The sequence below is a fragment of the Paraneptunicella aestuarii genome (genome assembly GCF_019900845.1).
Lineage (GTDB): Bacteria > Pseudomonadota > Gammaproteobacteria > Enterobacterales > Alteromonadaceae > Paraneptunicella > Paraneptunicella aestuarii.
Window position 1 is genome coordinate 2,305,933 of record NZ_CP074570.1, and the last position, 22,688, is coordinate 2,328,620.

A 22,688-nucleotide genomic window follows, 5' to 3' on the forward strand; every position below is an offset into this window, starting at 1 on the left:
GATTCTACCGAATTTCGAAGCAACCCGGTATACGGAATTTAACAATTTTTCATTCTCTGGTACTGTTCAACGCAAGAGCTGCAAGCTAAACCACTGAAAACGAATTTTGTGAGCTGAATCAAATTCATGCCTTGCACACAGGGGCAGGGTTATATACTGTATCGGGCAATCAATTGCGAGTCGTTATTTTCTCTTGCGTGATAAGTAAACCCGGCACACATCTGTATGCTTTGCGGTTTTTATAATTCAGATTTTGAAGCGATTAAAGCTACCAGCTAACGACGTTTGGTCGAATGGAGAACAGTAATATGTTTGACACTCTTTATCCGGTACCAGAAGAATTTAAAGCCAATGCTCTGGTTAATCTTGAACAATATAAAGCCATGTATCAGGAATCTATTGATAACCCTGATGCTTTTTGGCAAGAGCAGGCTAAACGCATCGACTGGATTGAACCTTTTACTCAGGTAAGCAAATGCAGTTTTGCACGTGATAATGTCAATATTGAATGGTTTTTGAATGGCAAGCTGAATGTGTCAGCTAACTGTATTGACCGCCACTTAAAAGATAACGCTGATCGCACTGCCATTATTTGGGAAGGTGATGATCCCAGCATTAGTCGCCATATCAGCTATCAGGAATTGCACGATGAAGTGTGCAAAATCGCTAATGGCATGAAGAAGTTAGGCATTAAAAAGGGTGACCGCGTTGTCATTTATATGCCGATGATCCCGCAAGCGACCTACGCCATGTTGGCTTGTGCTCGCATTGGTGCTATTCATTCTGTTATTTTCGGTGGTTTCTCTCCTAATGCTATTGCGGATCGTATTCATGACTGTGAAGCGAAATTAGTCTTGACCGCCGACGAGGGGTTGCGTGGTGGTAACCCGGTTCCATTAAAAGCGAATGTTGATAAAGCGTTAGAAAAAGAATCCACCAGTAGTATCAAAAATGTAGTGGTGTATCGCTATACCAAGAATGATGGCTATTGGAATGATGCCAGAGACATAAGCTGGCAAGACCTGGTTGCTGATTTACCTGCGACTTGTGAACCCGAACCAATGGACGCGGAAGATCCTTTGTTCATTTTGTATACCTCTGGTTCAACCGGCACGCCCAAAGGGGTTGTGCATACCAGCGGTGGCTATTTGGTTTATGCTTCATTAACTCATGAAAAAATCTTTGATTATCATCCTGATGATATTTATTGGTGTGCTGCCGATGTAGGCTGGATTACCGGTCACACTTATATTGTTTATGGCCCGTTGGCGAATTGCGCGACAACGCTTATGTTTGAAGGTGTGCCTACATATCCTTCGGTTGCTCGTATGGGGCAGGTGGTTGATAAGCATAAGGTCACTATTCTATACACAGCGCCAACCGCTATTCGTGCATTAATGGCGAAAGGTGATGAGCCTGCACAAGGCTCGACTCGTGAAACCTTGCGCTTAATGGGAAGTGTGGGTGAGCCGATTAACCCTGAAGCCTGGCTTTGGTATCACGAGAAAATTGGTAATGGTAAATGCCCAATTGTTGATACCTGGTGGCAAACAGAAACGGGTGGTGTGATGATCACGCCTCTGCCGGGCGCGATTGACTTGAAACCGGGCTCGGCAACACTTCCTTTCTTTGGTGTGAAACCTGTTTTGCTGGATAGCAATGGCGTTGAACTGCAAGGTGAGAATGAAGGAAATTTGGCGATTACCGGTTCCTGGCCAGGCCAGGCTCGTACCGTTTGGGAAAATCATCAACGTTTTCAGGAAACCTATTTTAGTACATACGACAATATGTATTTCACGGGCGATGGTGCTCGTCGTGATGCTGATGGTTACTATTGGATCACCGGACGTGTTGATGATGTTCTGAATGTGTCAGGTCATCGCCTGGGTACAGCTGAAATTGAAAGTGCTTTGGTAGCCCATGAGAGTGTCGCCGAAGCTGCGGTTGTGGGTTATCCGCATGACATCAAGGGGCAGGGCATTTATGTTTATGTTATGCCTACCGATGGCACAGTGATTTCTGATGAGTTGACAAAAGCGGTAAGGCAGTCTGTACGTGATGAACTTAGCCCGATCGCAACGCCTGATTTTATCCAGTGGACTAAAGGATTGCCCAAAACCCGATCAGGCAAAATTATGCGTCGTATTTTGCGTAAAATTGCGGCTAACGATTATGCCGAGTTGGGTGATACATCCACATTGGCTGACCCTGGTGTAGTGCAAGAATTGATTGATAATCGCCTGAATAAATAGCACTTTACTCGCATTTCGCATATCAAGTTTCCAGCTCTGACAAGGGCTGGAAGCTCATTCCTGTAACGATTTTCTAATTCGTTAAAAGACTCTTCCGAATATAACTGAAAGCAAGTATAGTATCTGGCAGGCTATGTTCTTGTGGTCATGACATAAACCCTTGGAAATAGGTTGATGTCGTTTGTTGTTCATAGTCCGGTATAAAATTTCCTTTAATAATTAGACTAAAGTATAACTCTGGATCATAATTGCTTTTATGATTTGGGTTAAACCTTCTACTTAGACTTGAAGGGGAGAACATGACCAAGTTTTTGATAGCGGATGATCACCCGCTATTTAGGGATGCTCTATCTGCGGCACTAAAACCGTTATTCGACAATTTGGAATTTGTGTACGCCGATTCGCTGGACACTACCCTTTATGCATTGGAAAAGAATCCAGATATAGACTTAGTGCTTTTGGATCTTTTTATGCCGGGCAGTGAAGATTTCTATGGTCTTATTCGGGTAACTGAAGATTATCCTAATGTGCCGGTAGCTATTGTGTCTGGTAGCGACTCACCGAATATTGTGTCTCGCGTGATGACCTTTGGGGCTAAAGGCTTTATTCCTAAAACCACGGCATCTGCCGATACCGCTATTGCTATCAAGAAAATATTAAGCGGTGAAACCTGGTTGCCGGAACATTTGCAAACCAATCTTATTCGTGTTGCAACTGATGAGATTGATATTGCATCAAGAATGGCTGAGTTGACGCCTAAACAATTTCAAGTATTAAAGCAATTACAGGCTGGTTTGTTGAACAAGCAGATAGCTTTTGATTTGAATATCACCGAAGCAACCGTGAAAGCGCATATTAGTGCGATTTTTAAGAAGCTTGAAGTTAATAATCGAACTCAAGCGGTATTGGCTGCTGAAAAACTACAGTTGAACTAGGGTATTGTTAACGCATAGACCTGTATAAATAGCGCGTAAGAATTAGCTGTTCATGTAGTTTTTATTCATTAAAAATCACAAATGAGAACTCCAATAAGTTGTAAGGCTTATTGGAGTTTTCGTACATAAGGAGCTAGCAATGATTAATCCCAATATTCCTTTAGTAGAACTACACCGACATTTGGATGGAAATATTCACCCTGAAACCATCTGGGATTTAGCGCAAAAGCATGGCATCGCCTTACCAGCCAGTTCCCTTGATGAGTTAGTCCCCATGACTCAGATAATCGAGCAAACCAGTGATTTAATGGCCTTTTTGGAGAAGCTGGAATATGGTGTTTCCGTGTTGGCTGATTTGCAGGCTTGCCGCAGAGTGGCATTTGAGAATTTAAGAGATGCCAAGGCGCAAGGCATTGATTATATCGAGTTGCGTTTTTCTCCCTATTACATGGCTAAAGCACACAATCTGGATATGGCTGGCGTGGTTGAAGCTGTCATTGACGGTGTACAAGCAGGTATTCAGCAGTATGGTGTGCAAGCAAAATTGATTGGTATTTTGAGTCGTACCTTTGGTGCTGATATCTGTATGCAAGAACTTCAGGCGTTACTAGCTCATAAAGATAGTATTGTAGCGTTAGATTTAGCGGGTGATGAACTCAATTTCCCGGCTCCCATGTTCGTAGAGCACTTTAATAAAGGACGTGATGCCGGTTGGCAAATTACTGTTCATGCGGGTGAAGCGGATGGCCCGGAAAGTATCTGGAATGCTATTAAGTTGCTTGGTGCTACTCGAATTGGGCATGCCATTGCAGCTACAAGAGATCCTGAGTTGATGTCTTATATGGCTAAAAATCGAATCGCGGTTGAATCTTGCCCGACCTCCAACTTTCACACCAGCACAGTGAAAGAGTTGGAAAAGCATCCTCTGCCTTTGTTTTTGGAAAATGAGATTTTGGTGTCTATTAGTACAGATGATCCGGCTGTATCCAATATTGATTTGCCTCATGAATATGAGGTGGCGCATAAGGTGCTGGGAATGACGGCAGAACAATTAAGCCGGCTGCAGGAAAATGCCATTAAGTCGGCCTTTATGACGGAAAGTGAACGTCAGGCTTTGTGGAATAAAAAGGGATAGGCTCCCGGTCAACAAACAAAGAAAACAAAACTAAAGATTGAGAACATGAAAAAGCCGCGATTAACGCGGCTCTTTACTTCTAAGCTCAGATAAGCTGATCCTTAGTAGAAGTTGGATACGAACTCAATACCCCAGAAGCGAGCTTCATTGACATAGCCCGTCAGGTTGTTGAAGTCGATAACACCAGTCAGTTGTTGTTCGTCTGTGATGTTACGGCCGAATACGGCAATTTCATAATCTGAATTGTTGGCTGACCACTCGTAACCTACACGCAAACCACCTTCTAACAAAGGCTTGCCTTTGAATTCTTCAGCTTCATAAAGTACGAAGTTAACTTCACTGCGGTATGCCCAATCGGTGTAAGCGAAGAAGTTACCTTCACCGATTTCTTTGGTGTAACGCAATGTGAAGTTAGCAATCCACTCAGGTGCTTGCGGAAGAGGGTTGCCGTCGATCAACGCCAAACCATCTTCACGAGTAGGGTCGATCATAGTACAAGGTGCGCCACATGGATCTACAGCCAGGTCTGCTTGCTGAATTTCTGTGTGGTTGTAGCTCAAGCCTGCAGTTGCACTCCAATTTTCATCCAGAGTTGCTTGTGCATCCAATTCAAAACCGTAACCAACTGATTTATCAGCATTTAACAGGCTAGTGAAGTTTCCAGTACCGCCAACCGCAGTTAACTGTTGATCGCTAACTTCGTAGTAGAATACAGAACCGTTAACGCGAGCGCGGTTTTCCCAGGCACGAGATTTGAAACCAGTTTCAAAAGAGATCATGGTTTCTGAATCGGCAGTGGTTGGCGTGCCGCTAAATAACAGGTTACGACCCTGAATACTGGGGGCGCGATAGCCCTTAGCCAAGCGTGAGTAAATATTGGTTTCGTCAGTATATTTGTAGCTGGCGCTGATATCCCAGCTAACCTGTGAGTCTTCTACAGCGGATACAGCAGTGAATGACGGTGCACCAAATGGAGACAGGATAAGCTCACCGTCCCAATCGCGCTCGTCATCAGAGTAACGCAAACCAGCGGTTACTGTCAGGCGATCACTCACTTCGATATCCGCAGAACCAAAGATAGCCCATGCAGAGGTTTCCATATGCTGTTCGGAAAGTCCGTTCAGAATACCACCGGCCAGAGTGTCGAAACTCAGGTTTTGGATCGTTAATTCTTCGTCGAACCAGAATGCACCGACTTGATAGTCGATCATACCCAATTCATTTGAAGAAAGACGGATTTCCTGAGTAATCTGAGAATGATCAGGCATTTTCGCACCAGTTTCTGATGGGAATGGAATAAATCCTGGGCCATAGAAGCCAATAAAGGAAGCACCATAACCACCATCAATGTCACCGATAGATATCATTTCTGCTGACTCTTTACTGGTGATTGAAGTCAGGGTATGGCTACCCATATCGTATTCAAGTTTTAAGATTGCACCTTTGGTATCGATCTTTTGTCTGTTACGTGAAGCAGCGTCTTGATAAATCGTTTCAAAATCGAAATCGTCGATAAGATCATTCGTACCTGGCTTGATAATGTTGGCACGGAACAAGCGCGCATCCGCTTCCGCATCACGGAAATGGAAATTCAATAATGCATCAAATTTGTCGTTAGGCTCCCACAGCAATTGGAAACGACCTGCTTTTTCAGAAAAGCCACCTAATACATTATTTTGTTCAAAGCCCGGGGCTTTGTTGTCGATGTAGTCATCGCGATTTTGAATCAATAAGGAAGCACGAGCAGAAAGTGTGTCAGTTAACGCGCCGCCTACAGCAGTATCAAAATCTTTAGTGCCGTAAGAACCCAAAGTGAAATTTAGGTGAGCATCAAAATCTTGAGAAGGCTTTTTGGAATCTACTTTTACGATACCAGCAGGAGTGTTACGACCAAACAACGTACCTTGTGGACCACGTAGCACTTCTGTTTGTTCGATATCGAACATTGGGAAGCCTTTGGTTAGAGAGTTTTCTAGAACAACTTCGTCATAAACCAAAGAAACAGGTTGTGATGCCAACAAATCGAAATCTGTGTTACCCAAACCACGAATATAAAAACGTGGGAAAGTACGTCCGAAAGAGGATTCGATTAATAGACTGGGAATTCTCATGGAAAGGGCACGAACATCCATACCTGAAGAACCCATGATGTCCATTTCTTTGCTGGTTAGTGCGGCAACAGAAATTGGAACTTCCTGAACGTTTTGAGTTCTTTTCTGAGCGGTAACCATGATGACTTCCAACTCAAGAGATTTCTCGTCTTTTTTACTGTCGTTTTCCTGAGCTAAGGCATAGGGATTAGACAATGCTAATGCCACACCAATAGCTAAAGGTGCTTTGCTGTTAATTTTCATACGAGTACCGTTTATTGTGTGCGATTTCGAAATTGCTTTTTTTTATGCCAGCGCATTATCGGACTAAAGTCTTATAAAAGCACGAAAAAACTACACTGGATAATGTAATTATTCCTTATTGAAACTAAAGATTTGCATACGCAATCTCTGTGTTTCCATGACAAAGGTGTAATTAAAGCTAAAAAAATTCTTACCTGTCAAATTATTCGAGCCAATTCAATTTTTAATTTGAATTCATTCTTTTTCTTTGGGGTAGGTTATTTTTATTTAATTCAGTTTTATTTAATTCAGGAAAGGAAATAAAAAAATAGAGGCTATTAAGCCTCTATTTTTAGAATGGTAAGTCATTAAAATTATTTTTTAATAGACTTGAATGGACGTTGAGTTTTACCCGTATAAAGTTGACGAGGACGTCCAATCTTTTGACCTGGTTGACTTAGCATTTCGTGCCAATGAGAAGCCCATCCTACAGTACGTGCCAAAGCAAAAATACAGGTAAACATGTTAGTCGGGATACCAATTGCTTTTAATACGATACCAGAGTAGAAATCAACGTTAGGGAAGAGTTTCTTCTCTACAAAGTATGGGTCACTCAGAGCAATACGCTCAAGTTCCATCGCTACATCTAACAACGGATCTTTAAGGTTCAGCTCTTTCAATACTTCGTGACAGCTTTCTCTCATGACGGTTGCGCGAGGGTCATAGTTCTTATAAACCCTGTGACCAAAGCCCATCAAACGGAAAGGATCGTTTTTGTCTTTTGCTTTCTCAATAAACATTGGAATGCGATCAACAGAACCGATTTCTTTCAACATATTCAAACACGCTTCGTTTGCACCACCGTGAGCTGGACCCCACAAAGACGCAACGCCAGCAGCAATACATGCATAAGGGTTAGCGCCAGAAGAACCCGCTAATCTAACGGTAGAAGTAGAAGCATTTTGTTCGTGATCAGCATGCAAGGTGAAGATACGATCAACAGCGCGAGCAATGGTTGGGCTGATTTTGTATTCTTCAGCAGGTACAGAGAACATCATATTCAGGAAGTTTTCTGCATAAGACAAGTCGTTACGTGGGTAAACGAAAGGTTGACCAACGTTAAACTTGTAACACATCGCTACCAATGTAGGCATTTTGGCGACCAAACGGATGGCGCTTCTTAAACGCTGTTCCGGATCATGAATAGCCAAATCGTCATGGTAGAAAGAAGAAAGCGCACCAACAGTACCACACAGCATTGCCATGGGGTGTGCATCGCGACGGAAGCCTTTAAAGAAATCATTGACACTGTCATGCACCATGGTGTGACGAGTGATAGTTGATTTGAATTCCTGATAATCCTTTTCGTTTGGCGCTTCGCCGTGCAATAGCATGTAAACGACTTCAAGATAATCCGCGTCGCGGGCTAGATCTTCAATTGAATAGCCTCTGTGCAGCAACACCCCTTTATCGCCGTCAATGAAGGTGATTTCGGACTCACAAGAACCTGTTGCCATGAAGCCCGGATCGAAAGTGAACATTCCGATTTTACCAAGAGCTCGTACGTCAATGACATCAAGTCCTGCCGTGCCGCTTAAAATAGGTAGTTCAATCTCTTTATCACCTACTTTCAGAATGGCTGTTTTGTCTGCCATATAAAACTCTCCTTAAGAAGTTTTTCTGGGTGTTTTCGGGACATATGCGACCCCGCAGAATTTAAGCGCCGCTATTTGTACTGTTATTACCAGCATAAGTCAATTTTAATGCATCGCTTAAGTATACCAATGCTAGTGGCGGATTGCGTAATGAACAAAGTAAATTTAAATAATGATCTAAATACATATGATAAATGGGACTTACGCTTAAAAAGATGTTAGCTAAAAATAAGATGTTAGTTAAAAATCGTGCATTCTGTGAAATAAATGTGAAGCATTTGTTAAATCCATATCACAAGAAATCCGATCTCTAAATAATCTCGTAAAAATGTTTATTTTTGGGTGTAACAAAAATTGTTTTTGCTGCGCGTCACTTATATACTTTTGCGGCGTCACAGCTAAGACCCTACGATTTTAGTGCAAAATAATTTTTCAATTATTTTATTTGTTAATGCTGTGACATCTTGCAGGTAGCTGGAGACTCGTGATTTGGCATTTTTGTGGCAATTTACTAGTCTCTTGAGAGATGTGAAATTTGAAAGCCCGCAAGGGTAACAGGCGATAATGGTGAAAAAACAAAGACCAGTTAATTTACAACTCAATACGATTAGTTTCCCTCCTTCTGCTATTTCTTCGATTCTTCATCGCGTTACTGGCGTGGCAATGTTCTTTGCGCTTTTATTTGTAATATGCGCTTGGGCAATGTCATTAACTTCTGCTGAAGGTTTCGCGACAGTTCAAGAATTGATGAATGGCTTTATAGGCAAAGTTATCGCAATTGGCACAGTGTCAGCATTGACTTATCACTTGCTGGCTGGTTTGCGTCATGTTGTGATGGATTTTGGTCACTGGGAAGAGATTGAGTCAGGTAATAATAGTGCCAAAGTGACGATAGTGCTTTGGGTGATCATAACTATCGTGATTGGAGTTGTATTATGGTAACAAATCAGGCAACCCTGAAGCGTGATGGTGTGCAGGATTTTGTCTCCCTCAGAGCAACTGCGGCAATTATCACTGCCTTTACTGTATTCATGGCATGGTTTTTCATCTCAACTCCAACCATTACCTTCGAAGTATGGCACGGGTTGTTCTCTCATCTCGGCATGAAAGTCTTCACTTTAGCTACGCTCGTAGCAATCATGATTCACGTTCGCATTGGACTATGGCAGGTATTAACGGATTACGTTAAGCCTCCAAAAATTCGTGCAGGATTGCAATTTATCCTGAACTTGATTGCGTTCGTATACGTTGCCGTTGGTCTGTTTGTTTTGTGGGGTATCTAAGTGAAAGTTTCAGTACATGAATATGATGCTGTAGTCATCGGTGCCGGTGGTGCGGGTATGCGCGCTGCTTTGCAAATTTCTCAATCAGGCAAGTCCTGTGCTCTTTTATCTAAAGTATTCCCGACCCGTTCTCACACAGTATCTGCTCAAGGCGGTATTACCGTTGCTTTGGGTAATGCTCATGAAGATAACTGGGAATGGCACATGTACGATACGGTTAAAGGTTCTGATTATATCGGTGACCAGGACGCTATCGAATATATGTGTAAAACAGGCCCAGAAGCCATTCTTGAAATGGAAAATATGGGTTTGCCTTTCTCTCGTTTTGAGAACGGTAAGATCTACCAAAGACCTTTTGGTGGTCAATCCAAGAATTTTGGTGGCGAGCAGGGCGCTCGTACCGCAGCAGCAGCTGACCGTACTGGTCACGCATTGTTGCATTTGCTTTATCAGCAAAACGTTAAGAACAAAACCAAAGTATTCAGTGAATGGTATGCGCTGGATTTGGTTAAGAACCAGGACGGCGATGTTGTTGGTTGTACAGCCATTGATATCGAAACTGGCGAGGTGGTTTACTTTAAATCTCGTGCAGTTGTGTTGGCGACAGGTGGCGCAGGCCGTATTTACGCATCCACTACAAACGCTCACATCAACACCGGTGACGGTGTAGGTATGGCGCTTCGCGCTGGTGTTTGTTTGCAAGATATGGAAATGTGGCAGTTCCACCCAACCGGCATTGCGGGAGCTGGTACATTGGTAACAGAAGGTTGTCGTGGTGAAGGTGGCTATCTATTAAATAAAGATGGCGAACGCTTCATGGAGCGTTATGCACCTAACGCGAAAGACCTTGCTGGCCGTGACGTTGTTGCTCGTTCTATGATGACTGAGATTCGCGAAGGCCGCGGTTGTGATGGCCCTTGGGGTCCTCATATTAAGTTGAAACTGGATCACCTGGGTAAAGAAGTGCTTGAGTCTCGCTTGCCGGGTATTCTTGAATTGTCTCGTACATTCGCACACGTTGATCCTGTTAAAGAACCGATTCCGGTTATTCCAACCTGTCACTACATGATGGGTGGTATTCCAACGAACGTAGATGGTCAGGCGATTACTATCGACGAAAACGGTAATGAAAAACCTGTAAATGGTTTGTTTGCCTGTGGTGAGATTGCTTGTGTATCTGTACACGGTGCTAACCGCCTGGGTGGTAACTCATTACTTGATTTGGTGGTATTTGGTCGTGCGACTGGTTTGCATTTGGGTAAAGCATTAAACGAAATTGATACTGCTAGAGAAGCCAGCGAATCTGATGTTGATGAAGCGCTAGCTCGTTTCAACCGTTGGGAAAACTCAGAACCTGGTAAGGGTGAGGATCCTGTTCAAATCAAGAAAGACATGCAGCAATGTATGCAACTGAATTTCTCTGTATTCCGTGAAGGCGAAGCGATGGCGCAAGGCTTGAATGAATTGAAAGAAATTCGTGAGCGCTTGAAGCATGCCCGTCTGGATGACAAGAGCTCTGATTTCAACACACAACGTATAGAGTGTCTGGAATTAGATAACTTGATGGAAACAGCTTATGCAACAGCCGTTGCTGCGAACTTCAGAACCGAGAGCCGTGGCGCACATAGCCGCTTCGACTTCCCGGATCGTGATGACGAGAACTGGTTGTGCCACTCGATTTATAAACCGAGTGATGAGTCTATGATTAAGCGTGAAGTAAACATGTCGCCTAAGACTCGCGAAGCGTTTCCACCTAAAGCTCGTACTTATTAAGAGGTATTTCATCCATGATGCGTGAATTTTCAGTTTATCGATACAATCCTGATGTTGATAATGCGCCTCGTATGCAGTCTTACAAGCTAGAGGTTGAAGAAGGTCAGGACATGATGGTGTTGGATGCACTCTTATTATTAAAAGAGCAAGATCCAACATTGTCTTTTAGACGTTCTTGCCGTGAAGGTGTTTGTGGTTCAGATGGCGTAAACATGAATGGTAAGAATGGGTTGGCTTGTATTACTCCATTGTCAGACCTGGGGAATGGCACAATTGTTATTCGTCCTTTACCTGGTTTGCCTGTAGTGAGAGATCTGGTTATCGACATGACCCAGTTCTACACTCAATACGAGAAGATCAAGCCGTTTTTGATTAATGACAGTAAACAACCGCCTGCAAGAGAATATCTGCAATCTCCAGAAGAGCGTGAAAAGCTTGACGGTTTGTATGAATGTATCTTGTGTGCATGTTGTTCTACATCGTGCCCGTCTTTCTGGTGGAATCCAGATAAGTTTATTGGACCTGCGGGTCTGTTACATGCATATCGTTTTCTTGCTGATAGCAGGGATACAGCCACCGAAGCTCGTTTGAGTGAACTTGATGATGCGTTTAGCGTATTCCGCTGCCACGGCATCATGAACTGTGTGAGTGTATGTCCAAAAGGATTGAATCCGACTAAAGCAATTGGTCAGATTAAATCTATGTTATTGCAACGAGCGATGTAACAGGAATGCAAATGTGGATCTGGCTTTGGCAAGATCCACATAGCAAGGAAGAAGGCATAGTAAACGAAGTATTCAAAGCATGTCTTAAACAGTGCACTCCGCTCATAACGGCTTGTCTGTGTGTGCATGGGATCTTTGGCTATACTGCAACCATTAACGATTAATATTTGTTTGAGAAAGGGCAAACGATGCACGAAAGCGTGATGAAAGCATGGTGGGAATCGTCTCACATGGCTGGGGGTAACGCTGCTTACGTAGAGGAATTATACGAAGCTTATCTGGACAATCCACTGAGTGTCAGTGAGGATTGGAGAGAAGTTTTCGACAAATTGCCGAAAGTAGACGGAGTAGCACTGGAAACCAAACACAGTGAAGTGCGTAACCAGTTCCGTTTAATGGCCGAGCAAGGTTTAAAGGCTAAAATGCCTGTTGCCGCCAGTAAACAAGTTGCAACCGAAGCTGACCAAAAACAGGTTAAAGTTCTACAGCTAATCAATGCCTATCGCTTTCGAGGGCATCAACATGCCAATCTCGATCCTCTGGGGTTATGGCATCAAGAGCGTGTAAGAGATCTTGAACTGTCATATCACAACCTATCTGAAGAAGATTTTCATAGCGTATATAACGTAGGCTCTTATGCCGTCGGTCAAGAGCAGATGACGCTTGGCGAGTTATATAAGTCGCTGAATCGAACCTACTGTAATTCCATTGGTGCTGAGTACATGCACATCACCAATACGGAAGAAAAGCGCTGGATCCAAAAATATTTTGAAGGTGCCCAGTCCACACCTAAATTTGATCGTGAAACCAAGATCGACATTTTGAAAGGTCTGGTCGCGGCTGACGGTATGGAAAAATACCTTGGGGCTAAATTCCCGGGCGCTAAACGTTTTTCATTGGAAGGTGGTGATGCACTGGTTCCAATGTTGAAAGGCTTGATCAAACACGCGGGTAAAAACGGTGCCAAAGAAGTGGTTATCGGTATGGCTCACCGTGGTCGTTTGAACGTGTTGGTTAACGTGATGGGTAAAAATCCATCAGTCCTGTTCGATGAATTCTCAGGTAAACATGATGAATCATTGGGCATGGGTGACGTTAAGTACCACTCAGGTTTTTCTTCTGATTTCTCAACACCGGGTGGCAATGTTCACTTGGCGCTAGCCTTTAACCCATCTCACCTTGAGATCGTTAATCCGGTGGTAATGGGATCGGTAAGAGCGCGCCTGGATCGTCGTGAATGCGACAATGGTTCCATGGTTCTTCCAATTACCATTCACGGTGACTCAGCTATTGCGGGTCAGGGTGTTGTACAAGAAACCTTTAATATGTCACAAACCCGTGGCTTTAAAGTGGGCGGTACAGTGCGCATAGTGGTGAACAACCAGGTTGGTTTTACTACATCCAAAACCATTGATACTCGTTCCACCCAGTATTGTACTGATATCGCCAAGATGGTTCAGGCTCCGATTTTTCACGTAAATGCTGATGATCCGGAAGCAGTGCTTTTCGTATCACAGCTGGCGTTGGATTATCGCAATACCTTTAAACGCGATGTTGTGATTGATTTGGTGTGTTACCGTCGTCACGGTCACAACGAAGCGGATGAGCCCAATGCAACTCAGCCGTTGATGTACCAGAAAATCAAGAAACATCCTGTTCCTCGTCAACTTTATGCTGAACAACTTATTGCTCAAGGTGTGATTGAAGAGCATGAAGTTGATAAGTTAGTCAATGAGTATCGCGCAGCATTGGATCACGGTGCTTGCGTTGTTCCTGAATGGCGTCCAATGACAGAACATTCTGTTGATTGGAGCCCTTATATCGGGAATGAGTGGAACGTTGCCTATGAGGGCGCGGTTTCTGTGAGTGAATTGAAGCGTATCGGTACCAAGATTTGTGAGTACCCGGAATCGTTTAAACTTCATTCACGAGTGCGTAAGCTGTATCAGGATCGTGAAGCTATGATGGCAGGGGAAAAACTGCTTGATTGGGGTGCGGCTGAAACATTGGCTTACGGCACTATTCTTGAAGCGGGTCATAATATCCGTTTGACTGGTCAGGATAGTGGACGTGGTACTTTCTTCCATCGCCACGCTGTATTACATAATCAAACTGACGCTGCTGAATATATGCCACTGGAATATATTAGTGACAAGCAAGGGAAAATAGAAATCTATGACTCTGTATTGTCTGAAGCGGCGGCCATGGCTTTTGAATTCGGTTATGCAACAGCAGAACCCGGTTCTTTGGTACTGTGGGAAGCTCAGTTTGGTGACTTTGCTAACGGCGCTCAGGTTGTCATCGACCAGTTCTTATCATCTGGTGAGCATAAGTGGGGACGTTTGTGCGGTCTAACCTTATTGTTGCCTCATGGTTATGAAGGTCAGGGGCCAGAGCACAGTTCTGCGCGTCTTGAGCGTTTCCTGCAATTGTCTGCTGGGCACAACTGGCAGGTTTGTGTGCCTTCTACACCTTCGCAGGTGTACAACATGTTGCGCCGTCAGATCATCCGACCTTTACGTCGTCCATTGATCGTCATGTCACCTAAATCATTGTTAAGACATCCTTTGGCTGTCTCTTCCATGGAAGAGTTGGCAGAAGGTCGCTTCTACGAAGTGATTGATGAGATTGATGAGATTAAACCGGCAGGCGTAAAACGTGTGGTTATGTGTTCAGGCAAAGTTTACTACGACCTGTTAGAACAACGCCGCAAGAATGAACAAACCGATGTTGCCATTATCCGTATTGAACAGTTGTACCCATTCCCTCAAGAGGAAATGAAAGCAATTGTTCAAAAATATCAACATGTTAAAGACTGGGTTTGGTGTCAGGAAGAACCTCAGAACCAGGGAGCTTGGTATTGTAGTCAACATCACTTTGTTGAAGCCATCCCTGAAGGGGCAAAAGTGACTTATGCTGGCCGTGCCGCATCGTCTTCCCCTGCTGTAGGTTATCTGGCAATACACAACCAACAGCAAAAAGCGGTTGTTGCCGAAGCACTAGAAATTAATTAAAGGAATACCATGACAATTGAAATTAAAGTTCCCGTGTTGCCGGAGTCTGTAGCTGATGCCACTGTGGCAACCTGGCATGTAAAACAAGGTGACACAGTATCTCGCGACCAAAATTTGGTTGATATTGAAACCGACAAAGTTGTGTTGGAAGTGGTTGCGCCTAATGATGGTGTTATTTCCAGCATTACCGGTGCTGAAGGTGATACCGTTTTAGCTGAACAAGTTATTGCATTATTGGAAGAAAGCGCCGGTCAGGCTAAACCTGCCGCTGCTGAAGCAAAATCTCAATCCAGTTCTAAAGGTGAAGTCATGGATATTAAAGTTCCGGTTCTTCCTGAATCAGTTGCTGATGCAACTGTTGCAACCTGGCATGTACAGCCGGGTGAAGCTGTCTCCAGAGATCAAAATTTGGTTGATATCGAAACTGACAAAGTTGTGTTGGAAGTTGTCGCGCCTGCCGATGGCTCTTTAAGTGAAATCCTGGCTCAGGAAGGCGAAACGGTAAACGCTGAGCAAATTATCGCTAAATTTGTAGCGGGTGCCGGAGCGGCTCCTGCTGCGGCAGCACCAGCAGCAGAAGCAGAAGCTGATTCTGACAGTGAAGCACTTAGCCCGTCAGTTCGTCGTTTGTTGGCTGAAAAAGATATCGACCCTGCATCAATTCGTGGTACGGGCAAAAATGGTCGTATTACCCGTGAAGATGTGGAAGCACATTTGAAAGGTGGTTCTGCTCCTGCGCCAGCAGCGAGTACAACTCAACCTTCTACAGCTGCCGCTCCAGTTACTGGCATGGTAGATCGTACAGAAAAACGCGTTCCTATGACCCGTTTGCGTAAGACTATCGCTACTCGCTTGTTAAATGCCAAGAATTCTACGGCCATGTTGACGACATTTAATGAAGTTAACATGAAACCTATTATGGATATTCGTAAGCAATATCAAGATGCATTTGAAAAGAAACATGGCATTCGTCTTGGTTTCATGTCTTTCTACGTGAAAGCAGTTGTTGAAGCGTTGAAGCGATTCCCTGAAGTGAATGCGTCAATTGATGGCGACGATATTTGCTATCACAACTATTTCGATATCTCTATGGCTGTTTCTACGCCTCGTGGATTGGTAACACCAGTATTAAAAGATTGTGATCAATTGTCTTTGGCTGAGATTGAAAAGGGTATTAAAAACCTTGCTATTAAAGGTCGTGACGGCAAGTTGTCTATGGAAGAATTGCAAGGCGGTACATTCACCATCACTAATGGTGGCGTATTTGGTTCTTTGATGTCTACTCCTATTATTAATCCTCCTCAAAGTGCAATTCTTGGAATGCACAAAATACAGGATCGCCCAATGGCAGTAGATGGCAAAGTGGAAATTCTTCCAATGATGTACTTAGCTTTGTCTTATGACCACCGTATTATCGATGGTAAAGAATCTGTCGGCTTCCTGGTGACTGTTAAGGAACTATTGGAAGATCCAACACGTATTTTGTTGGATGTATAACAGATTTTAAAAGAATTGAAGTTTAGCAGGACGCCCCGCCAGTTAATCTGGCGGTTTATTTATAAGGGATTAGCGTACATAGCTTCGGCTATGGCTAGTTGAGTTAAGTCGCAAAGGCGACAAGTTTTTCATCTAAATACGGAAAAAACACCATGAATTTGCATGAATATCAGGGTAAGCAATTGTTTGCGCAGTATGGCTTACCTGTTTCAGAGGGGTATCCTGCGGATACGCCACAAGCTGCTGTAGAAGCCGCCGACCGCATTGGTGGTTCTGAGTGGGTCGTCAAATGTCAGGTCCATGCCGGTGGCCGTGGTAAGGCTGGCGGTGTAAAGCTTGTTAAGAGTAAAGACGATATCAAAGCTTTCGCTCAGAATTGGTTAGGCAAGAACCTGGTTACTTTCCAAACTGATGAAAATGGTCAACCTGTAAGTAAAATTCTTGTTGAATCATGCACTGATATTGCCAACGAGCTGTATCTTGGTGCGGTTGTTGACCGTACGACTCGTCGAGTTGTGTTCATGGCATCCACCGAAGGTGGTGTTGAAATCGAAACCGTTGCTGAAGAAACTCCTGAAAAGATCTTGAAAGCTGCTATCGATCCTCTGGTTGGCGCTCAGCCTTATCAGGCACGTGAAATGGCCTTTAAATTAGGTTTGGAAGGCGTTCAAATCAAACAATTCACCAATATCTTCATGGGCTTGGCGAAAATGTTTGAAGAATTAGACGTTGCTCTTATTGAGATCAACCCTCTGGTTATCAAAACTGATGGCAACTTACATTGTCTTGATGCCAAAGTAGCGATTGATAGCAACGCTATGTACCGTCAACCCAAGTTACGAGAAATGCAAGATCCTTCTCAGGAAGATGCGCGTGAAGCTCATGCAGCACAGTGGGAATTGAACTACGTTGCATTAGACGGAAACGTTGGCTGTATGGTTAATGGTGCAGGCTTGGCGATGGGTACAATGGACATCGTTAATTTGCACGGTGGTAGCCCGGCTAACTTCCTTGATGTTGGTGGTGGTGCAACCAAAGAACGCGTTGCTGAAGCATTCAAAATCATTTTGTCTGATGACAAGGTTAAAGCGGTACTGGTTAACATTTTCGGTGGTATCGTTCGTTGTGACATGATTGCCGAAGGTATTATTGGCGCAGTGAAAGAAGTCGGTGTAAACGTTCCCGTTATTGTTCGTTTAGAAGGTACTAACGCCGAATTAGGTCGTGAAGTTCTTGCCAACTCTGGTTTGGATATTATTGCTGCTGAGTCACTTACTGATGCAGCCAAGAAAGTTGTTGCTGCTGCGGAGGGTAAATAATGTCAGTCCTGATTAATAAAGATACCAAAGTTATCTGCCAGGGTTTTACTGGTGGTCAAGGTACTTTCCACTCTGAGCAAGCGATTGCATACGGTACGCAAATGGTTGGTGGTGTAACGCCGGGTAAAGGTGGTACAACTCACTTGGGTTTGCCTGTATTTAACACTGTTCGTGACGCGGTTGAAGCAACTGGCGCGACCGCCACGGTTATCTATGTACCAGCTCCTTTCTGTAAAGATTCTATTATCGAAGCAGCTGATGCTGGCATCGAGTTGATCGTATGTATTACTGAAGGTATTCCTACTCTGGATATGCTTTATGTAAAAGAATACGTTGAAACCAAAGGCATTCGCATGATCGGTCCTAACTGTCCGGGTGTTATCACTCCGGGTGAGTGTAAGATTGGTATTATGCCTGGTCACATTCATAAGCCTGGTAAAGTGGGGATCGTATCTCGCTCTGGTACATTGACTTATGAAGCGGTTAAGCAAACTACTGATGAAGGCTTCGGTCAATCAACCTGTGTTGGTATCGGTGGTGATCCAATCCCTGGCTCTAACTTCATTGATATTTTGAAAATGTTCCAGGATGATCCTCAAACTGAAGCGATCGTCATGATCGGTGAAATCGGTGGTACTGCGGAAGAAGAAGCGGCAGCATTTATTAAAGAAAATGTGACCAAGCCGGTTGTATCTTATATCGCCGGTGTAACTGCTCCTCCTGGCAAACGTATGGGCCATGCTGGTGCGATTATCGCAGGCGGTAAAGGTACTGCTGACGAGAAGTTTGCAGCACTTGAATCGGCTGGCGTTAAAACCGTTCGCTCTTTGGCTGACATTGGTAGCGCACTACGCGAAATTACTGGTTGGTAATACTGACAGTAATCACATAGAAAACATTTTTCTATTTACAAGAGGCTCCTAATACGGAGCCTTTTTTAATTTCAGGTGTAATCGTTTCTAACTCTAAGCTTACAAATTTAGATTCTGGTTCATTGATTACATACCTGCACTTTTCTTTTGATGGTTTGCACATCTTTGTTTTTAGGTAAAAGAGCAGGGAAGTCTCGAACGGCATTCTTTGCCGCTACTCCTTTATTGACTGAATATTCATTTTTGTAACCCGACCCTTAACCTTTAATCCAGCTTGGTATCTCATATCACTTGTACAACATCTCGGTTATTGAGCTGTTTCACCAAACGCCAATCTTGAAGTATTGTTTTCTCGTTTTACTTCTTGCCACTTCACTTTCGTATCCGCTGCCTTTTATTTTCTTGATAGTTCAAAGAGATAGAAGGATAGATTATTTTTTATCTATTCTTTTGTTTGTAGAAAACAATCCAAACCGAGAGCGTTGTTTCATCAAGAAAAGGATTCTTCTATAAGGCATTAAAACTCATTTCAAACACTCAACATGAAAGCGCTAACAAAAATGAATTAATTAAGTTTTGTCTTTTTAATTGGTAAGAAATAAAATAACCGATAAGTATTTTAGTGGTGTTAAATTACAAATATTTAATTTCAATGTTTGTAATTTTGCCTGAATAAAGTCTTTTAACAGCGTCATTACATACTTAATGTAGTTTTATTACAGCATGTTTTTGGAGAGGAGTTCTGTATATTCCTTTCCCTATTTTAATAATATAAAAGTTATATAAAACAAAAAGATACCTTTTGATGTTGGTCGGGGTAAATGCAAGAATTGCATGTTACCAAATTGTTAAATTATTGTTCTTGGACAGTAATGAATACGTATGCAATTGGTTGTAAAGAAATAAATCAAGGCGTTAATATCACGAAACTACAAAATGGGCAGTAATGTAAAATTTGATTACTGTTGTTGATCAGATAATTACTCTGTCTTTGCAGTATTTGTTATTGGAAACAACACACGGGAAAACACAATGTCACAATTTAATAAAAAAATTATAGCCATCTCTGTGGCTACTGCGCTTACCAGTGCAGTCAGCTATGCACAGGAAGCTGGCGCTGGCGACGATAATGCCGAGGTTATCCAGGTAACTGGTATTCGTGGCGCTTTGCAACGAGCTCAAGCGATCAAGATGGACGAAACATCCATTGTTGAAGCGTTATCTGCTGAAGATATCGGTAAGCTTCCTGACACCAGTGTCGCAGAATCACTCTCGCGCTTGCCTGGTTTGGCTGGTGAACGCCGTAACGGTCGTACCAGTGGTTTGTCTGTTCGTGGTTTCAATGAAAACTACGTAGGTACGTCATTAAATGGTCGTGAACTTTTAGGTATGGGTGACAACCGTGGTGTTGAATACGATTTGTATCCATCAGAAATTGTTTCCAATATTGTTGTTTACAAAACACCTGAAGCTGGCCTTTTGACTCAAGGCATCGGTGGTACGGTTGATTTGCAGACAGTAAGACCTTTGAGCGCTGACTCAACTCTTACCTTCAACGCTAACTACGAAAGAAATGGCGAAGATGCATCTAACCCTGATTATGACAACGATGGTCATCGTTTTTCATTCAACTACGTAGATCAGTTTGCTAACGATAAGTTAGGTGTTGCACTATCTATTGCTTCTATGGAAACGCCTCGCCAGGAAAATCAATTCCGTGCATGGGGTTATGCCAATGTAAATACTGCATCTGATCGTCGTGCAACCGACACAGCAACAGCTCCGGATGGCACAGTTGTTTACGGTGGTCACGATTCATTTGCTCGTTCAGCATTATTGGAGCGTGATTCAATTGCCGCTGTTATTCAATATGCGCCAACAGATGATTTAATGATTCAGTTCGATGCTTTATACATTGATTTTGAAGAAAATGATGTTAAGCGTGGCTTGGAAGAAGGTGGCCCTGAGTGGGGTACAGGTGCTTACACTATTACAGGTGTTGAAGATGGCTTGGTTACTTCAGGCTATTATGACGGTTTCTATTCTGTAATCCGTAACGATGCGCGTCGTCAGGAATCAGAGTTAACCACTTTCGGTTTAAATATTGAATATCAAATCAATGAAAACTGGACTGCGGTAGCAGACATCTCAGTGGGTGATGTTGATAAAACCATCATTGACATAGAAAGTTATTCAGGTGTTGGTCGTGCCGGTATTGATGGCCGTCCTGAAACCGCTCGCGCTTTCCAAATGACCTCTTCAGGTATTATGTTTAGCGATCATCCAACGATTGCTCCGGTTGACTTGACTAACCCTGACTTGATTCGTTTGGCAGGCCCTCAAGCATGGGGTGGTAGCTTAACTCCAATCGCTGCATTTCAGGGCGTAGATGGCTTCCCACCAAATACAGCTCAAGATGGTTTCGTTAACAGTCCTGAATTTGAAGAATCCTTAGACAGCATTCGTTTTGAATTAAAAGGTGCTATTGAGTTTAGCATTTTCTCTGGTGTTGAATTAGGTATTAACTATTCAGACCGTTCAAAGTCAAAAGTTAACGGTGGTGCATATTTAACAGCTCCAACATGGCCTAATGATGGCCCAATCCCAGATGTGTTGGGTGTTACCAGCTTGGCCTTTATCGGTATTGAAGGTGTTTTAGCTTATGACAGCTTAGGTTTATATAACAGCGGTTATTACACTGCTACGGATGCATCTTTAATCGAAAACGGTCGCCGTGGTGATTCTTATACTATCGATGAAGAAGTAACGACGTTGTACGCCAAATTGGATATCGACACTGAGCTTGGCAGTGTTATGGTTAAAGGTAATCTTGGCCTGCAAGTTGTTAGTGTAGACCAGTATGCACACGGTTTCTCTACTTCTACTGGCCCTACGGGTTACACTGCATCTTTGGCCGTTGAAGGTGGCACTGATTACACTGATGTATTACCTACATTGAATTTAAGCTTTGAAATTGCAGAAGATCAATACATTCGTACCGCAATGGCTAAAGTCATTTCTCGTCCAAGAATGGACGACATGAGACCAAACAGCCAAGTGTCGTTCCAGTTTAATGATTCAAATATCTTGAGCACTGATCCTGCTAACAGTGCCTGGAGTGCAAGTTCTGGTAACCCATTCCTTAAGCCTTTGGAATCAAACCAGTTTGACTTGTCATATGAATACTACTTCGCTGATGACGGCTACGTTGCTGCCACTTTCTTCTATAAAGACTTGGTTAACTGGCATAAGAGTGCTGCAACTGTTATGGATTTCTCTGACTTCTATGTTCCAGGTTTCCATCAATCTTCTGATGAATCAGGCAACCAGGCACCAGCTACTTTCCTGGGCGGATTGTCTTATCGTGAAGATGGTTTGACTGGTTCAGTTCGTGGTTGGGAATTGCAAACAAGCTTGCCGTTCCATATCTTTAGCGATGCTTTAGACGGTTTCGGTCTTGTTGCGGCGGTGACCTTCCTGGACGGTAGTCTGGATAGTGGTGCTGATGATGACCGTATCCCTGGCTTGTCTGAAGAGAACTACAGCTTTACCGCTTACTATGAGAAAGCGGGTTTTGAGTTCCGTGTATCTGCTACCAAACGTTCTGAGTTCTTAACTGAAACTCGTGGTTTGAGCTTGTCATTAGCTGGTGCTACCGACCAAGGTGCAACCTTGGTTGACGCTCAAGTAGGTTACGATTTCAGTGAATCAAACATTGATTGGTTAAAAGGTCTGCGCGTTACTCTGCAAGGCCAAAACCTGACGGATGAAGAAACTATTCAAACCAATGGTAGTGGTGACGCTCGTCAAATTACGCAATTGCAAACATTTGGCGCTAACTACCTGTTAGGATTTAACTATTCTTTCTAATACCATGGAAAGTATGAGCCTGTCA

General features: G+C 43.3%; 14 protein-coding genes. 12 read left to right on the plus strand and 2 right to left on the minus strand.

The window, feature by feature from the left end; translation table 11 throughout:
* Positions 1 to 308: 308 nt before the first annotated feature.
* From acs to add, 3 genes are all read left to right on the plus strand, one after another.
* Entirely contained in the window at positions 309 to 2,252 is a 1,944-nt protein-coding gene (acs, locus tag KIH87_RS09530) for an acetate--CoA ligase (protein ID WP_232361302.1), read from the plus strand.
* Between the two features lie 299 nt (positions 2,253 to 2,551).
* Positions 2,552 to 3,187: a LuxR C-terminal-related transcriptional regulator gene (locus KIH87_RS09535; RefSeq protein WP_232361303.1), complete on the plus strand. Its 636-nt coding sequence runs from the start codon at positions 2,552 to 2,554 to the stop codon at positions 3,185 to 3,187.
* A gap of 139 nt (positions 3,188 to 3,326) precedes the next feature.
* Positions 3,327 to 4,322 (plus strand): adenosine deaminase, encoded by a 996-nt coding sequence (add, locus tag KIH87_RS09540; RefSeq protein WP_232361304.1) that lies wholly within the window; start codon positions 3,327 to 3,329, stop codon positions 4,320 to 4,322.
* A 101-nt stretch (positions 4,323 to 4,423) separates the two neighbouring features.
* On the opposite strand, the gene KIH87_RS09545 is transcribed toward add, so the two are convergent.
* Together KIH87_RS09545 and KIH87_RS09550 are read right to left on the minus strand one after the other, a co-directional pair.
* Positions 4,424 to 6,676, minus strand: coding sequence for a TonB-dependent receptor (locus KIH87_RS09545; RefSeq protein WP_232361305.1), 2,253 nt, complete (start codon positions 6,674 to 6,676; stop codon positions 4,424 to 4,426).
* 353 nt (positions 6,677 to 7,029) lie between these two features.
* Positions 7,030 to 8,310, minus strand: a complete 1,281-nt coding sequence (locus tag KIH87_RS09550; RefSeq protein ID WP_232361306.1) for a citrate synthase — start codon at positions 8,308 to 8,310, stop codon at positions 7,030 to 7,032.
* 567 nt (positions 8,311 to 8,877) lie between these two features.
* On the opposite strand from KIH87_RS09550, the gene sdhC reads away from it, so the two are divergent.
* The 9 genes from sdhC (at position 8,878) to KIH87_RS09595 (ending at position 22,663) form a co-directional block, all read left to right on the plus strand.
* On the plus strand, positions 8,878 to 9,252 hold the full coding sequence (gene sdhC, locus KIH87_RS09555) for a succinate dehydrogenase, cytochrome b556 subunit (RefSeq protein WP_232361458.1): 375 nt from the start codon (positions 8,878 to 8,880) through the stop codon (positions 9,250 to 9,252).
* Positions 9,246 to 9,593 (plus strand): succinate dehydrogenase, hydrophobic membrane anchor protein, encoded by a 348-nt coding sequence (sdhD, locus tag KIH87_RS09560; RefSeq protein ID WP_232361307.1) that lies wholly within the window; start codon positions 9,246 to 9,248, stop codon positions 9,591 to 9,593. Before sdhC ends, sdhD begins: the two co-directional genes overlap by 7 nt.
* Positions 9,594 to 11,366 (plus strand): succinate dehydrogenase flavoprotein subunit, encoded by a 1,773-nt coding sequence (gene sdhA / locus KIH87_RS09565; protein WP_232361308.1) that lies wholly within the window; start codon positions 9,594 to 9,596, stop codon positions 11,364 to 11,366.
* Positions 11,367 to 11,380: 14 nt separating this feature from the next.
* Positions 11,381 to 12,091, plus strand: a complete 711-nt coding sequence (locus tag KIH87_RS09570; protein ID WP_232361309.1) for a succinate dehydrogenase iron-sulfur subunit — start codon at positions 11,381 to 11,383, stop codon at positions 12,089 to 12,091.
* Positions 12,092 to 12,279: 188 nt separating this feature from the next.
* Positions 12,280 to 15,105: a 2-oxoglutarate dehydrogenase E1 component gene (locus KIH87_RS09575; RefSeq protein ID WP_232361310.1), complete on the plus strand. Its 2,826-nt coding sequence runs from the start codon at positions 12,280 to 12,282 to the stop codon at positions 15,103 to 15,105.
* 9 nt (positions 15,106 to 15,114) lie between these two features.
* Positions 15,115 to 16,602 (plus strand): 2-oxoglutarate dehydrogenase complex dihydrolipoyllysine-residue succinyltransferase, encoded by a 1,488-nt coding sequence (gene odhB, locus KIH87_RS09580; RefSeq protein WP_232361311.1) that lies wholly within the window; start codon positions 15,115 to 15,117, stop codon positions 16,600 to 16,602.
* A gap of 152 nt (positions 16,603 to 16,754) precedes the next feature.
* Complete coding sequence (gene sucC, locus KIH87_RS09585) at positions 16,755 to 17,921, plus strand: ADP-forming succinate--CoA ligase subunit beta (RefSeq protein WP_232361312.1); 1,167 nt, start codon at positions 16,755 to 16,757, stop codon at positions 17,919 to 17,921.
* A complete protein-coding gene (gene sucD, locus KIH87_RS09590; RefSeq protein ID WP_232361313.1) occupies positions 17,921 to 18,793 on the plus strand; it encodes a succinate--CoA ligase subunit alpha in 873 nt (290 codons plus the stop codon). Before sucC ends, sucD begins: the two co-directional genes overlap by 1 nt.
* Before the next feature lie 1,032 nt (positions 18,794 to 19,825).
* The gene (locus tag KIH87_RS09595) at positions 19,826 to 22,663 is read left to right on the plus strand and encodes a TonB-dependent receptor (protein WP_232361314.1); all 2,838 of its coding nucleotides are present in this window, start codon (positions 19,826 to 19,828) and stop codon (positions 22,661 to 22,663) included.
* Positions 22,664 to 22,688: the final 25 nt, after the last annotated feature.

What these genes read in the sequence shown, in the direction of transcription:
- KIH87_RS09545 (WP_232361305.1), bottom strand. Translation starts at nt 6,676, where the DNA reads ATGAAAATTAACAGCAAAGCACCTTTAGCTATTGGTGTGGCATTAGCA.
- KIH87_RS09550 (WP_232361306.1), bottom strand. Translation starts at nt 8,310, where the DNA reads ATGGCAGACAAAACAGCCATTCTGAAAGTAGGTGATAAAGAGATTGAA.
- KIH87_RS09535 (WP_232361303.1), top strand. Translation starts at nt 2,552, where the DNA reads ATGACCAAGTTTTTGATAGCGGATGATCACCCGCTATTTAGGGATGCT.
- add (WP_232361304.1), top strand. Translation starts at nt 3,327, where the DNA reads ATGATTAATCCCAATATTCCTTTAGTAGAACTACACCGACATTTGGAT.
- odhB (WP_232361311.1), top strand. Translation starts at nt 15,115, where the DNA reads ATGACAATTGAAATTAAAGTTCCCGTGTTGCCGGAGTCTGTAGCTGAT.
- acs (WP_232361302.1), top strand. Translation starts at nt 309, where the DNA reads ATGTTTGACACTCTTTATCCGGTACCAGAAGAATTTAAAGCCAATGCT.
- KIH87_RS09570 (WP_232361309.1), top strand. Translation starts at nt 11,381, where the DNA reads ATGATGCGTGAATTTTCAGTTTATCGATACAATCCTGATGTTGATAAT.
- sucD (WP_232361313.1), top strand. Translation starts at nt 17,921, where the DNA reads ATGTCAGTCCTGATTAATAAAGATACCAAAGTTATCTGCCAGGGTTTT.
- sdhD (WP_232361307.1), top strand. Translation starts at nt 9,246, where the DNA reads ATGGTAACAAATCAGGCAACCCTGAAGCGTGATGGTGTGCAGGATTTT.
- KIH87_RS09595 (WP_232361314.1), top strand. Translation starts at nt 19,826, where the DNA reads ATGTCACAATTTAATAAAAAAATTATAGCCATCTCTGTGGCTACTGCG.
- KIH87_RS09575 (WP_232361310.1), top strand. Translation starts at nt 12,280, where the DNA reads ATGCACGAAAGCGTGATGAAAGCATGGTGGGAATCGTCTCACATGGCT.
- sucC (WP_232361312.1), top strand. Translation starts at nt 16,755, where the DNA reads ATGAATTTGCATGAATATCAGGGTAAGCAATTGTTTGCGCAGTATGGC.